At 69.5% G+C, this 12,594-nt stretch carries 17 protein-coding genes, 1 tRNA gene and 1 pseudogene; 11 read left to right on the forward strand and 8 right to left on the reverse strand.

Features of this window, described 5'->3' with window-relative positions; translation table 11 throughout:
* Positions 1-7 precede the first annotated feature (7 nt).
* The 3 genes from ACFQQC_RS02360 to ACFQQC_RS02370 are packed head-to-tail and all read right to left on the reverse strand — an operon-like array spanning position 8 to position 1,524.
* Positions 8-310, reverse strand: coding sequence for a winged helix-turn-helix domain-containing protein (locus ACFQQC_RS02360; protein ID WP_376859310.1), 303 nt, complete (start codon positions 308-310; stop codon positions 8-10).
* A gap of 3 nt (positions 311-313) precedes the next feature.
* The gene (locus ACFQQC_RS02365) at positions 314-940 is read right to left on the reverse strand and encodes a hypothetical protein (protein ID WP_376859311.1); all 627 of its coding nucleotides are present in this window, start codon (positions 938-940) and stop codon (positions 314-316) included.
* Positions 941-954: 14 nt separating this feature from the next.
* Positions 955-1,524 (reverse strand): hypothetical protein, encoded by a 570-nt coding sequence (locus tag ACFQQC_RS02370; RefSeq protein ID WP_376859313.1) that lies wholly within the window; start codon positions 1,522-1,524, stop codon positions 955-957.
* 758 nt (positions 1,525-2,282) lie between these two features.
* On the opposite strand from ACFQQC_RS02370, the gene ACFQQC_RS02375 reads away from it, so the two are divergent.
* On the forward strand, positions 2,283-3,023 hold the full coding sequence (locus tag ACFQQC_RS02375; RefSeq protein ID WP_376859315.1) for an SAM-dependent methyltransferase: 741 nt from the start codon (positions 2,283-2,285) through the stop codon (positions 3,021-3,023).
* On the opposite strand, the gene ACFQQC_RS02380 is transcribed toward ACFQQC_RS02375, so the two are convergent.
* The 3 genes from ACFQQC_RS02380 to tsaD form a co-directional block, all read right to left on the reverse strand.
* Positions 3,020-3,397, reverse strand: a complete 378-nt coding sequence (locus ACFQQC_RS02380; RefSeq protein ID WP_376859317.1) for a Rieske (2Fe-2S) protein — start codon at positions 3,395-3,397, stop codon at positions 3,020-3,022. The two genes, ACFQQC_RS02375 and ACFQQC_RS02380, sit on opposite strands and share 4 nt — an antisense overlap.
* Before the next feature lie 151 nt (positions 3,398-3,548).
* Positions 3,549-4,547, reverse strand: a complete 999-nt coding sequence (locus ACFQQC_RS02385; RefSeq protein WP_376859319.1) for an NAD(P)H-dependent glycerol-3-phosphate dehydrogenase — start codon at positions 4,545-4,547, stop codon at positions 3,549-3,551.
* Positions 4,548-4,561: 14 nt separating this feature from the next.
* Complete coding sequence (tsaD, locus tag ACFQQC_RS02390) at positions 4,562-5,701, reverse strand: tRNA (adenosine(37)-N6)-threonylcarbamoyltransferase complex transferase subunit TsaD (protein ID WP_376859321.1); 1,140 nt, start codon at positions 5,699-5,701, stop codon at positions 4,562-4,564.
* Positions 5,702-5,742: 41 nt separating this feature from the next.
* On the opposite strand from tsaD, the gene hemC reads away from it, so the two are divergent.
* The 9 genes and pseudogenes from hemC to trmB all read left to right on the forward strand — a co-directional run bounded on the left by hemC (position 5,743) and on the right by trmB (position 10,964).
* Positions 5,743-6,690, forward strand: a complete 948-nt coding sequence (hemC, locus tag ACFQQC_RS02395) for a hydroxymethylbilane synthase (RefSeq protein WP_376859323.1) — start codon at positions 5,743-5,745, stop codon at positions 6,688-6,690.
* A gap of 20 nt (positions 6,691-6,710) precedes the next feature.
* Complete coding sequence (locus tag ACFQQC_RS02400; RefSeq protein ID WP_376859325.1) at positions 6,711-7,370, forward strand: uroporphyrinogen-III synthase; 660 nt, start codon at positions 6,711-6,713, stop codon at positions 7,368-7,370.
* Positions 7,371-7,417: 47 nt separating this feature from the next.
* Positions 7,418-7,493, forward strand: a tRNA-Thr gene (locus ACFQQC_RS02405).
* A 152-nt stretch (positions 7,494-7,645) separates the two neighbouring features.
* Positions 7,646-7,795 (forward strand): annotated as a pseudogene (locus ACFQQC_RS02410) (helix-turn-helix transcriptional regulator); the annotation flags it as partial.
* A gap of 115 nt (positions 7,796-7,910) precedes the next feature.
* On the forward strand, positions 7,911-8,153 hold the full coding sequence (locus ACFQQC_RS02415; protein WP_376860871.1) for a hypothetical protein: 243 nt from the start codon (positions 7,911-7,913) through the stop codon (positions 8,151-8,153).
* A gap of 44 nt (positions 8,154-8,197) precedes the next feature.
* Positions 8,198-8,329 carry a hypothetical protein gene (locus ACFQQC_RS02420; RefSeq protein ID WP_376860872.1) on the forward strand — a complete coding sequence of 44 codons (132 nt, stop codon included), beginning with the start codon at positions 8,198-8,200 and terminating at the stop codon, positions 8,327-8,329.
* Between the two features lie 33 nt (positions 8,330-8,362).
* Positions 8,363-8,827 (forward strand): hypothetical protein, encoded by a 465-nt coding sequence (locus tag ACFQQC_RS02425; RefSeq protein ID WP_376859326.1) that lies wholly within the window; start codon positions 8,363-8,365, stop codon positions 8,825-8,827.
* Positions 8,828-8,880: 53 nt separating this feature from the next.
* Positions 8,881-10,074: a methionine adenosyltransferase gene (metK, locus tag ACFQQC_RS02430; RefSeq protein WP_376859328.1), complete on the forward strand. Its 1,194-nt coding sequence runs from the start codon at positions 8,881-8,883 to the stop codon at positions 10,072-10,074.
* A gap of 182 nt (positions 10,075-10,256) precedes the next feature.
* Entirely contained in the window at positions 10,257-10,964 is a 708-nt protein-coding gene (trmB, locus tag ACFQQC_RS02435) for a tRNA (guanosine(46)-N7)-methyltransferase TrmB (protein ID WP_376859330.1), read from the forward strand.
* A gap of 36 nt (positions 10,965-11,000) precedes the next feature.
* On the opposite strand, the gene ACFQQC_RS02440 is transcribed toward trmB, so the two are convergent.
* Complete coding sequence (locus ACFQQC_RS02440) at positions 11,001-11,534, reverse strand: biotin transporter BioY (RefSeq protein ID WP_376859332.1); 534 nt, start codon at positions 11,532-11,534, stop codon at positions 11,001-11,003.
* Between the two features lie 2 nt (positions 11,535-11,536).
* Complete coding sequence (locus ACFQQC_RS02445; protein ID WP_376859334.1) at positions 11,537-12,040, reverse strand: hypothetical protein; 504 nt, start codon at positions 12,038-12,040, stop codon at positions 11,537-11,539.
* A 93-nt stretch (positions 12,041-12,133) separates the two neighbouring features.
* On the opposite strand from ACFQQC_RS02445, the gene ACFQQC_RS02450 reads away from it, so the two are divergent.
* Entirely contained in the window at positions 12,134-12,562 is a 429-nt protein-coding gene (locus tag ACFQQC_RS02450; RefSeq protein ID WP_376859336.1) for a hypothetical protein, read from the forward strand.
* The last annotated feature ends 32 nt before the right edge of the window (positions 12,563-12,594 follow it).

The following is a 12,594-nucleotide window of genomic DNA, read 5'->3' on the forward strand; positions in this document are numbered from 1 at the left end:
AGCCGGTTCAGGGCTTGCCGACGAGGCCCTGCATGGCGTCGAGATAGGCGATGAAGGCCTTGCGCCCCTCGGGCGTCATGGCCGCCTCGGTCAGCGGCTTCCGCCCCTCGAACCGTTTGGTGACCGCAACGAAGCCGGCGTCCTCGAGCTTGCGCAGGTGGACGGACAGGTTGCCGTCCGTCGCCTGCAGCCGCGCCTTCAGGGTGTTGAAGTCTGCGGTCTCGACCCCCGACAGGATGGCCATGATGCCGAGACGAACGCGGCCATGGATGACGTCGTCGATGCGGTTGATGTCGAAATCGTCGGCCATGGCTCAAGCCTGTTTCGACTGGCGCATCAGCAGGAAGCCCGGCAGGGCCATCAGCAGGAAGAGGGCGGCCGCATAGCCGAGGTACTGGGCCGGCTCGCCGGCCAGCGCACCAAGCACGGGGGCGGCGATGAAGGAGGCGATCGACAGGCCAAGCAGCGCTCGCGACTTGAGCATGGCCGAGGTGACCGCCCACCCCATGCCGTAGAAGACCAGGATGATCGACGGGACCATCCAGAAAAGGGCGCCGTTCTGGTCTGCGCCCATGCGGACGCTCACCGCCATCATGGAGGCGAACAGGACGAAGATGCCGCCGCCGACACATCCCCAGATGGTCCCGATGGCGCGCTGGGCGGCGGTGCGAACCCCCTCCGGACGACGGAGACGCAGGATGATGGCGAAGTTGACGATCAGGAACAGGCCCGTCGCGATCAGCCACTCCATCCCGGCGCCGACCAGACGCGGCGCGATCGACCCCGTCATGTGGGCCCAGTGCAGCAGGCTGGTCAGGCCGTAGATGAGGCCGGCGGCGAGCAGGATTGACGCGCCGCGCATGGGGGCGGTCCCGTTCTCCTCGGCCAGCTGGCGCAGCCAGGCGATATCGGCGGACGCATTGTCGGTGTCATGGGTCATCGAAGGGAATCCTTTCAGGCCTTGCGGCCGCACGCCAGCCAGGCGCCGGGGATGAGGACGAAGACGAACAGGGCGCAGGCGTAGACGAGACTGCGCAAGGGGCTGTCGATCAGGGCGGCGGCGAGACCGGCGGCGGCGAGCATTCCGAGCGCCGGCCCAACCATCCAGCCGCGCCGGGCGCGCAGGGCGGCGGTCGCCCAGCCGACGACGTAGAGGCCGATGCCGACCGGGGTCATCCAGAACATCGTCGTGAAGTCCTGACGCAGGATCGAGACGGCCAGCAGGATCAGGGCGGCGCCGATCGTGACAGCAATGCCGAGACGGGACCAACCGGCGGCCCTGCGCCCCGCCGCCCCGCCCGAACGACGCAGGCGGAACAGGGTGACCAGAAAGACGGTCACCGCGGTCGGCCAGCTGAGCGACAGAACCGCCGGATGAAGGTGCAGCAGCCCGCTCTGGACGCCGTACTGGAACAGGTTGGCCAGGCCGAAGACGGTCCCGGCCAGGGTCAGGACCCGACCAGCGGCGACGGCGAGGGTCGGTTCGGATGCGGCGGGTGCGGCGGGCAGGACTGCAGCGGTCATGGGAAGTTCCGTTGGCGACGGATCCAGACTGGATGAAGAACTTTATTTTGTAAAGCGAAGAATGAGACCTTGGTGGATCGAGGTGGGAAGGGCGCGGGACGCCGGGCCTCGCCCGGTGTGCTTTGTAGTTTTACCGTTTCGACGAGATCGACGTCCCGCGCGGCCGTTTTCCACACGTCCCTCCGGCTGGCGGCCTTTTGCTTAGGGCCTTGCCGGATCATCCGCCGACGCCATTGCTGACGCCGACGCGGGGCGGACGTAACGAACGGATCGTCATCGGCCCGGCACCTGAGGACGCGCGGCGAGCAGGCGGACGGGATCCATCCCCGCCCTCAAGGCCCCCTGCACTCTCCATCGCGCAGGCTTCATCGCTCGGCCACAGCCCGCCGTCGTCGAGAAGCGTGGATCCGACGCCCTCCCCATCGACGGGATGCCTATAGTGTGCGCGCGGTCGTTCCTCAGGCGGGCTCAGGTCGATGAGTTTCTGAAAGGGTGTTTGGGAACAGCGTCTTGGACGGAAAGAATGCGCGGGTTCAACATGAACTCCCGCGTATTTTTCAGAAACGGAGCACGGCCCAACCCCTCCGTCACGGCGCGAAGCCGCGCCGCGCCACCTCCCCACTGCGTGGAGAGGTGAATTCTATCGCTCACCTCTCCAGCGAAGCTGGGGAGGGGGACCACGCGCAGCGTGGTGGAGGGGTGGCAGTGGAAGGCCTCCCCCCTTGCCGCCCCTCCCTCCCCGCGCGACAACCTTCAGCATGAGCACCAGCTACAATCGCATCGCCTATGAGGCGCTGGAGGTCTGCAACGGGGTGACCCTGCAGGCGGTCGAGGACGCCGTGGCGCGGGCAGACCTCAAACCCGGCGCGCGGGCGGCGGATGTCGGGACCGGCAATGCGACGGTGGCGATCCGGCTGGCGCAGACGTTCGGCCTGGCGGTCACGGCGATCGAGTATGATCCGGTCATGGCCGAACTGGCCGCCGGGCGGATCGCAGCGTCCGGCGCCGCGGTTGATCTGGTCATCGGATCGGCGGCGGATGTGCTGGCGGACCTGTCGCCGCTGGACCTGATCACGGCGCTGGGAACGACCAATATCAACGGCGAGGGACGGCCGACGCCCGAGGCGGGGTTTGCGTTCCTGAAGGGCCGCCTGGCGTCCGGCGGGCATCTGTTGTGGGGCGATCTGGTCTGGACCGCCGAGCCGCCGGCGCCGCTGCGGATGATCGCCGAGGCCACCAATCAGTACACGGACGATGCGGGCTGGAAGGCCGCCGCCGAAGCCGCCGGGTTCGAGGTCATCGGGTCGGAAATCTCGTCGCAGGCCGTGTTCGACGCCTATGCCGCGGCGGCGGACGGCGCGGCGCGGGACTGGCTGGCGGCGAACCCGGAGGCGCCGGAAGCGGCCTCGGTGCAGGCGGCCGCCGACCGGGTGAAGATGGTGCTGGAGTTCGGCCGCCCGTTCATCGGCTTCGGCCTGTATCTGCTGAAGGCCCGCTAGGCCGTCCTGATGATTCCGTTCGTCGCCTGAACCGGCCAGGGGGTCAGGCGACCGCCCGCGCAGGGGCCGCCGGTGCAGACGCCGGTCAGGGGTTCGAACACCGCCCCGTGCCAGCCGCACAGGATCAGCGATCCGTCCGGGGTCAGATACTGGTCCAGCTCCATCGCCAGCGGGTAGCCGGCGTGCGGGCAGCGGTCGATATAGCCCGCCACCTGACCGTCCTTGCGCACCACGAAGCCGTGAAAGAAGGCCTCGCCGATCTGGAGCACGAAGGCGCGCGAGCCGGGATCGGCGATGTCGGTTTCGGCGCACAGGGCGACGTTGGGGGGCGTGGACCAGACTCGCTTGCGTTCCGGGGCAGGGGTCTCTGTCATTATCGTCCGCTCATCCCGGCGAAAGCCGGGATCCAGTCCTGTCCAGTCCAGCCCGATGCTCCGGGACTGGCCGTCTGAAGATATCGATTGTCGCCCCATCACCCAAAGCACTGGGTCCCGGCTTTCGCCGGGATGAGCGGATATGGGTTGATCAGTCGCGCTCGGCGCGCAGCGGGCGGGAGAGCAGGTTGTCGATGACCTGATCCACCGTGGTCTTGCCGCTGAGCAGGTCGGCGACGGCCAGCGAGATCGGCATGTCGACGCCCATCTTCGCCGCGAGTTCACGCACGGCGGGGGCGGACTCATAGCCCTCGGCCACCGACCGCTTTCCGGCCAGCGCCTGTTCGACCGTCTGACCCTGACCGAGAGCGAGGCCGAGGCTCATGTTGCGCGACTGGGGGCTGGAGCAGGTGAGGACCAGATCGCCCAGACCACAAAGGCCGGCGACGGTCTCGGCCTGGCCGCCGAGGGCCACCCCCAGACGGGTCATCTCGGCGAAGCCTCGGGTGATGATGGCGGCATGGGCGCTGCGGCCCAGCCCCTTGCCCTCGCTCATGCCGCAGGCGATGGCCAGCACGTTCTTGATCGCCCCGCCGACCTCGGCGCCGATCAGGTCGGTGGCCAGGTAGGGCCGGAAGCTGGGCGCCGAGAGCGTCTCCATCAGCCGTTCGCCCAGGGCCTCGTCGGCGCAGGCCAGGGTGACGGCGCTGGGCAGGCCGCGCGCGACCTCGCCCGCGAAGCTGGGGCCGGACAGAACGGCGGCCGGGGCGTCCGGCAGGGTCTCGGCCAGCACGTCGGTCATCAGCTTGAGCGAGCCGCGCTCGACGCCCTTGGAGCAGAGGATGACCGGCACGCCCGCCCGGTGATGGGGCGCGAAGGCGGTCAGGGTCGAGCGCATGTGCTGGGCCGGAGGAACCGCCAGGATCAGGTCGCAGTCAGCCAGGTCGGACAGTTCGGTGGTGACCGAGATGTGATCGTCCAGCACGACGCCGGGCAGGAAGGCCTCGTTGATCCGGCGCGCGCGGATGCTCTCGACCACATCCGGTTCGCGCGCCTGCAACAGCACGTCCAGTCCGGCCGCGCCCGCGACCTGCGCCAGGGCCGTGCCCCATGCGCCGGCGCCGATCACCCCTGCCCGCTTGAATTCCATGCCTGTCCCTACCCTTAAGCCTTCGCACCCTTGCGGCCCGGCTTGTGGGCCGGGTCGGCGAGCGCCTTCTGTTCATCCAGCGGCCAGCGTGGGCGGGCCGCCGTATCGATATCCGACACCAGACCCTTCCGCAGACGCTCGGCGCCCGCAAGAGCGATCATGGCCGCATTGTCCGTGCAATAGGCCATCGGCGGGGCGAGGAAGGCGAATCCGTTCTTCGTCGCCACCGCTTCCAACGTCCGACGCACGGTCTTGTTCGCGGCCACGCCGCCGGCGACGACAAAGAGGCGGTTGGAATTGTGCTCGGCGTATTCCTTCAGCGCCCGGTCCGAGCGCTCGCCCAGCTGGCGGGCGATGGCGGTCTGCACGGCGTCGGCGAGGTCGGCCTTGTCCTGTTCGGTCTCGCAGGTGGCGGCGAGGCGGGAGGCGGCGGTCTTCAGGCCCGAGAAAGAGAAGTCGCAGTCCTTGCGGCCCAGAAGCGCGCGCGGCAGGTCGAAACGGCTGCCGTCGCCGGCTTCCGCCAGCCTTTCGAGGGCCGGACCGCCCGGATAGCCGAGGCCCAGCGCCTTGGCGATCTTGTCGAAGGCCTCGCCCGCCGCATCATCAATGGTCGTGCCCAGCCGCGTCATGTCGCCAACCCCGCGCACCTCCAGCAGCTGGCAATGGCCGCCCGAGACCAGCAGCAGCAGGAAGGGATAGGCCACCGGCTGGCCCAGACGCGCCGAGACGGCGTGGCCCTCCAGATGGTTCACCGCCACCAGCGGCAGGTCGCGAGCCAGCGCCACCGCCTTGCCGTAGCTGAGCCCGACCATGACTCCGCCCACGAGACCCGGCCCGGCGGTGGCGGCGACGCCGTCCAGCTGGCCGTAGCCCAGCCCGGCCTCAGCCATGGCGCGGCGGGTGACGCCGTCGATCATCTCGACGTGGCTGCGGGCCGCGATCTCGGGCACGACGCCGCCGAAGGCCGCATGGTCGTCGATCTGGCTGTGCACCACGGACGACAGGACGGTGGCCTCGCCGTCCGGCGACAGGCGCACCACCGAGGCGGCGGTCTCGTCGCAGCTGGTCTCCAGACCCAGGACGGTCAGGTCCGCGACACGCGTGTCGGTTGCCCGCCCCGGCTCGCTGCTATAGTCCGCGCCAACGTCATTCATCGGGTCGAGGTAGCGACCCGGCCGGACCCGCGCAACGTCTCATGCCCTTCCCCATCCGCATCGGCACCCGCCGCTCGAAGCTCGCGCTCACCCAGTCGGGGATGATGCAGCGCGCCATCGGCCGGGCCATGGGGGTCGCCGACGCCGATCTGGCCGAGGCCGTACCGCTGGTGGAGATCGTCACCACGGGCGACCGGGTGCAGGACCGTCGCCTGCTGGAGATCGGCGGCAAGGCCCTGTTCACCAAGGAAATCGAGGAGGCCCTGCTGGACAGGCGGGTCGATGTGGCGGTGCATTCCATGAAGGATGTGCCCGCCGAGCAGCCGCCGGGCCTGTGCATCGCCGCCATCCCCGAACGGGAGGATCCGCGCGACGCCTTCATCAGCACCCATTTCGCGGCGTTCGATGATCTGCCGACGGGCGCGGTGCTGGGCACGGCCTCGCTGCGGCGGCAGGCGCAGGCGCTGGCGCTGCGGCCCGATCTGAAGATCGAGATGCTGCGCGGCAATGTGGACACCCGGCTGAAGCGCGAGGCGGACGGGGATTTCGACGCCATCCTTCTGGCCACGTCGGGCCTGAACCGACTGGGCTTCGACGCCGCGATCCGCGAGCGGCTGTCGCTGGACGCCTTCCTGCCCGCCCCGGGTCAGGGGGCGCTGGCCCTGCAGACGCGCGAGGGCGAGAGCGCGGCCTGGGTCGCGGTCCTGAACCATCCGATGACCGCCTTGGCCGTGGCCGCCGAGCGCGGGGCGATGACGGCGCTGGAAGGCTCGTGCCGCACCGCCATCGGCGCCCATGCGGAGATCGCGGAAGGCCAGCTGCGCCTGACGGTCGAGATGCTGGCCCCCGATGGGTCGGCGCGGTGGCGCCGGGCGGGGGAGCTGGTGGATGTGACGTCCGCCGGGGCCGAAGCCGCCGCCCGAAGCCTCGGCCTGCGGCTGGGCGGCGAGGTGCGGGACGCCGCCGGCGACCAGAGGATCGACCTCTGACGGGCGTCCGCCGCGTCTGGGTGACCCGGACCGAGCCGGGGGCGTCGCGCACGGCGGCGAGACTGGCCACGCGCGGCTTCGAGCCCCTGATCGCGCCCGTGCTGGCGGTGCGCCCCATCGTCCAGCCCGCCCCCGACCTGACCGACATCGCGGCCCTGGCCTTCACCAGCCCCAACGGGGTGGCGGTCTTCGCCGACCTCACCCCCGCGCGCGACCTGCCGGTGTTCGTGGTCGGCGACGCCACGGCGGAGCGGGCGCGGCAGGCGGGCTTCACCGATGTGACCTCGGCCTCGGGCGCCCTGTCGGACCTGGCCTGGCTGATCGCCGGAGCGGCGCCGGGGCGGCTGCTGATCCCCGGGGCGCGCGAGCCGGCGGGCGACATCAACGCCCTGCTGAACGGGGCGGTCGAGACGGTAATCCTGCCCGTCTATGAGGCCACCGAGACCCGGGCGAAGCCGCCCGAGGCCTTCGACGCCGTCCTCGCCCACTCCCCCCGCGCGGCGCAGGCGGTGGCCAGGGCTCTGGGTCGCGAGGGCGGGCGCGGACGGCTGGCGGTGGCCATTTCCGCGGCGGCGGCGGCCCCACTGGCGGCGGCCGGATTCGCCGAAATCCGCACCGCGGGCGAACCAACCGACGCCGCCGTGCTACTGGCGCTTGGCAATCCCGCGCCTCCCGTATAAAGAGCCCCTCTCGCGCGGTCGGGAGACCTCTCCCCGCCGCCCACCGGGCCGCTTTAGCTCAGCCGGTAGAGCACCTCATTCGTAATGAGGGGGTCGCGTGTTCGAGTCACGCAAGCGGCACCACCTTTTCCGACATCGGTGAAACCCTGTGCCCGCGACACCGCGGCGCCTCGGAAATCGCATCCGGAGCGGCGGTGGATCAGCTTTCGTGAGGCGCGGCGGTCTGGACGATGGGGTTGCGAGGGCCTAGCAAGAGCGGAGTATCGGAGCGGTTCATGTCGCAAGGGCTCAGTGCGCGCCAGGAAGAATGTCTGAGGCTGACCGCCTTCCTGACGGACAAGGAAATCGCCGTCCGGCTGAGCCTGTCCGAAGCCACGGTCAAGAAGCATGTGCATGAGGCCTGCCGCCGCCTGGGCGTGAACCGGCGCAAGGCGGCGCTGGCGATTCTGGAACGAAAAGTACCAGAGGATACGAAAGACCCCATTGGCGACGCCCCCGTCGCGCCGTCATCTGCCCCCCGCGTCAAGGAGGCAGACGACAATGACATCGAACACGCGACCCCTTCCCCAGTGGACCTGGGAGGATCTGGACGCGGTGCTGGACGGGTTCAGCGCCCTGGGGGAGAACGATCCGGTGCGGGCGCACCTGATGCGCGGCCTCGCGGCGGACGCGGAGCGGGCGAGCCCACGCGAACTGCTGCAGCAGGTGCTGAGCGCGGGCTGGGTGATGGCGCAGGTGGGCGCGCAGAACGGCAGCCAGAGCTCCGGCCGGAGCCCCGGCTAGGCTATCGCCCTCCGCCACGCAGCTGGGGCGTTCGCGTCCTGATCATGCTGGTGATGGTGGTCCTCGCGGCGGTGATGATGCGGGCGATCGCCGACAGCATCGTCGCCTACCAGCAGCAGGTCCGCCTGATTGATGAAACCGTCATGCAGGGCGGCGCCCGGGGCCCGGTCCGATAGGCCGGTTCCGGGGCTCCGCCGAAGGGAGGAGTCGTGGCGCCTTTTCAGCTTTTCTACCTGGTCCTGAGCCTTCTCATCTTCGCCGTGGCCTGGATGCGTGGCGGGCATACGGAGCGGGCGGGCGTGGCGATCTTCGTCTTCGCCTTCCTGGCCAGCTTTGTGGCGCAGGTGATCACCCTGAACGGATTCCGGCTGGGCGAGGCCTTGGTGGACCTGGTCTTCTTCTTCGCGCTGGCCTGGCTGGCGGTGCGCCGGGATCGCTGGTGGACGCTGGCGGCCGCGGCCTTCAGCGGGGTGACCATGATCGCCCATGTGCTGGTCTTCACGACCCCGGAACTGGACATGGCCCATATCCGCATGGATGTGGCCTCGCGCTGGGGTATCGGCGTCCTGGTCGTGCTGTGCCTGGCCGCCGGCGTGCTGGAACGGTGGATGGCCGGAGAGGCGCCGGTGAGCGCCAGCGCGCGCTGGCGACGGACCGAACCGAGGGTGACTTGAACATATAAGCATATCTTTATATGTTTGGCGGACTACCCCCTGAGGAGCCTGCCTTGTCCCGTACTTCCTTCCTGTTCACCTCGGAAAGCGTTTCCGAGGGCCACCCGGACAAGGTCGCCGACCGCATCTCCGACACCGTGGTGGACCTGTTCCTGTCGAAGGATCCGGAAGCCCGGGTGGCGTGTGAAGCCCTGACGACGACCAATCTGGTGGTGCTGGCCGGCGAAATCCGCGGCAAGGGCATCATGGGACCGGACGGCGAATGGGCCGAGGGGATCGAGGCCGAGATCGAAACCGCCGTACGCGCCGCCGTGCGTGACATCGGGTACGAGCAGGACCAGTTCCACTGGGACACCTTCGAACTGATCAACCGCCTGCACGGCCAGTCGGCCGACATCGCCGTGGGCGTGGACTCGACCGATAGCAAGGACGAGGGCGCGGGCGATCAGGGCATCATGTTCGGCTATGCCTCGAACGAGACGCCGGAACTGATGCCGGCGACGCTGGCCTACAGCCACCGCATCCTGAAGAAGCTGGCCGAGATCCGTCACGCGGGCGGCTCGATCCTGGAGCCGGACGCCAAGTCGCAGGTCACCCTGCACTATGAAGACGGCAAGCCGGTGCGCGCCACCTCGATCGTCGTCTCGACCCAGCATGCGGTTGGCAAGACCCAGGCCGAGGTCGCCGCCGTGGTGAAGCCGGTGGTCGAAAGCGTCCTGCCGCAGGGCTTCATCACCAATGAGACCGTCTGGCACATCAACCCGACCGGCATCTTCGAGATCGGTGGCCCGGACGGCGACACCGGCCTGACCGGCCGCAAGATCATCGTCGACACCTACGGCGGCGCGGCCCCGCACGGCGGCGGCGCCTTCTCGGGCAAGGACCCGACCAAGGTGGACCGCTCGGCCGCCTACGCCTGCCGGTATCTGGCGAAGAACGTCGTGGCCGCCGGCCTGGCCGACCGCTGCACGATCCAGATTTCCTACGCCATCGGCGTGGCCAAGCCGCAGTCGATCCACGTGGACCTGCACGGCACCGGCAAGATCGCGGAGTCCGTTCTGGAGGACAACATCCTGGGCCTGATCGGCGGCGCCACCCCGCGCGCGATCCGCGAGCACCTGGGTCTGAACAAGCCGATCTACGCCCGCACGGCGGCCTATGGCCACTTCGGCCGCGAGGCCGACGCCGACGGCGGCTTCTCGTGGGAGAAGACGGATCTGGTCGAGAAGCTGAAGGCGCTCGCCTGAAGGCGAGAGGCAGTAGGGAATAGGCAGTAGGGCCGCGGCGGAAACGCAGCGGCCCTTCGCTCGTCCGGGGCCGCGCCTCCCTACTGCCTACTGCCTACTCCCTACTGCCTACTCCCTACTGCCTAATGCCTACTGCCTATTCCCTGCTGCCTTCCGCGCGGCGGCGAGCTATACGCCCCGCCATGTCCTCCGATCACGACACCCCCACCACCCCGACCTGGGGCCCGCTGCGCTCGTTCGGGCGCATCAAGTCGCGCACGCTGAAGCCGCGGCAGGCCGCGCTGTTCGACACCCTGCTGCCGACCATCGCCGTGCCCGATCCGGCGAACGGCCCGATTGACCCGCAGGCCCTGATGCCCGGCGCGAAACAGGTGTGGCTGGAGATCGGCTTCGGCGGCGGCGAGCATCTGGCGGCGCAGGCGGCGCGGCATCCGGACGCCCTGATGATCGGTTGCGAGCCCTTCCTGAACGGCGTCGGCTCGGCCCTGCGCCACATCGAGGACGGCGAACTGAAGAACGTCCGCCTGCACGCCGACGATGCGCGCGACGTGATGAAGGCCCTGCCCGACGCCTCACTGGACCGGGTGATGATCCTGTTCCCCGACCCTTGGCACAAGGCGCGTCACAACAAGCGCCGCCTGATCCAGGACGAGAGCGCCGCCCAGATTGCCCGCCTGCTGAAGCCGGGCGGCCGGCTGCGGTTCGTGACCGATTGGAAGGATTATGCCGAGTGGGCGTTGGAGCGTCTGGAGCGGACGCCGGGTCTGGAATGGACGGCCGACCGCGCCGCCGACTGGAAGGTCGCGCCGGAAGACCACGTGGTCACCCGCTACGAAGAGAAGAAGCTGGGCGACACGGAGCCGCTGTTCCTGGAGTTCGTGCGGGCCTGAGACTGTGGCTAGTGGCTAGTGGCTAGTGGCTAGTGGCTAGTGGCTAGTGGCTGAGGGTCGGAAAATCTGAAGGCGACGCAAGCCTTCCGCCGCCAGAACCACCAGCGCTGACTTCACGGTCATGCCGATGAGGAAGGGCGTGACGCCGTGTTCGAGGGCCGCGGACAGGCCGATGCTGGTCGCCAGCCAGCCGCCGCCCAGGGTCAGGATGAGGACATGGGCGGCCAGCATCAGGCCGAAGCGGGCGAGCCAGCCGGCCGCCTTGTCATAGAGCAGACCGACCAGAAGGGCCGCGAGCGGGAAGGCGAACAGGTAGCCGGCGGTCGATCCTGCGAAGTGATCGAGGCCTGACGCGCCGTCGGACAGGATGGGCAGGCCCGCCGCGCCGAGCGCCAGATAGAGCAGGACCGCGGCCGTCCCGCGCACCGGCCCCAGAACCGCCCCGGCCAGCAGGACGGCGAAGGTCTGCATCGTCATCGAGACCGGCGTCATCGGCACGGTGATCTGCGCGCAGAGCGCCATCAGGGCTGCGAAGGCGAGGATCAGGACGGCGGAGGTCAGCGGGCGCACGGTCAGGCGGCGCGGTCGTCCTTCAGCCGGGCGGCGAAGGACTGGATGAAGGCGTATTGGTCGTCCGTCTCGGGCACGGGACGCCCCCGGGCGCGACCGACGCGCAGGATGGCCTCGTCAGCGTTCATGCCGCCCGAGATCAGGGCGCAGATGGCCAGCGAAGGGGCGCGGCCCAGTCCGGCGCGGCAATGGATCACCAGCGACTGACCCGAGCGCAGCCGGCCGTCGATGGCGCGGGCGACGCGGGCGTAGTGATCGACATCCTGCGGCAGACCGTGATCGACGATGGGGAAGTTGTAGAAGCCGACGCCGTGGCGTTCGGCCGCCTCGCCCTCCCCGGCCAGACCGAACTCGGCGGCCTCGGCAGGCTCCAGCATGCTGACGACATGATCGACCATGCCGCGATGCAGGTGCTCCATCTGGGCGTCGAGCGCCTCGCCGCCGTCAGGCTTGCGCGACACGCCGAGGCGTCCGGGAGTGTCGAGACCGATCCAGTAGACTTTCATCGGCGGCGTTTCTGACGCCCTCAAGCGGTTTAGGCAATCGGGGTCATCGCGGACTGTTCGCAGAAGACCGGGCCGGGAGTATAGCGTCGCCATATGCGCCTCCTGATCGAGATCGTCGTCCTGCTGATCGCCGCCGCCGTCGGGGCGACGGTCAGCCTGCTGATGCTGGCGCTGGTTCTGCTGAGCCTGCCCGGCGCGGCGGGCGTGGCGCGGCCCGTGGACGGGGCGCTGGTCTGGACGGCCTTCGTGGTGGCGGGAACGGCCTTCTGGCCCTTCGTGGCGGCGACGGGCGCGGCGCGGCTGATCGCCGGCGCGCTGGACCATGCGGATGACTGGAAGCGGGTCGGATTCTACGCCGCCGGACTGATGGCCGGGGTCATGGTGCTGCTGGCCCTGATCGAACCGACCGCCGGAAGCGGGTTCGGCCTGCTGTTCCTGTTCGTCTCGATCATCGGCGCGGGGGTGGCCGGAAGCGCGGCCACGCTTCTGGTCAACCGGGCGACAGGGCAGACGGCGCGCTGACGGCCCTTCCCTCGGGCGGCCGAAGGGGCTAT

It is taken from the genome of Brevundimonas sp. GCM10030266 (assembly GCF_042666595.1).
Taxonomy (GTDB): domain Bacteria; phylum Pseudomonadota; class Alphaproteobacteria; order Caulobacterales; family Caulobacteraceae; genus Brevundimonas.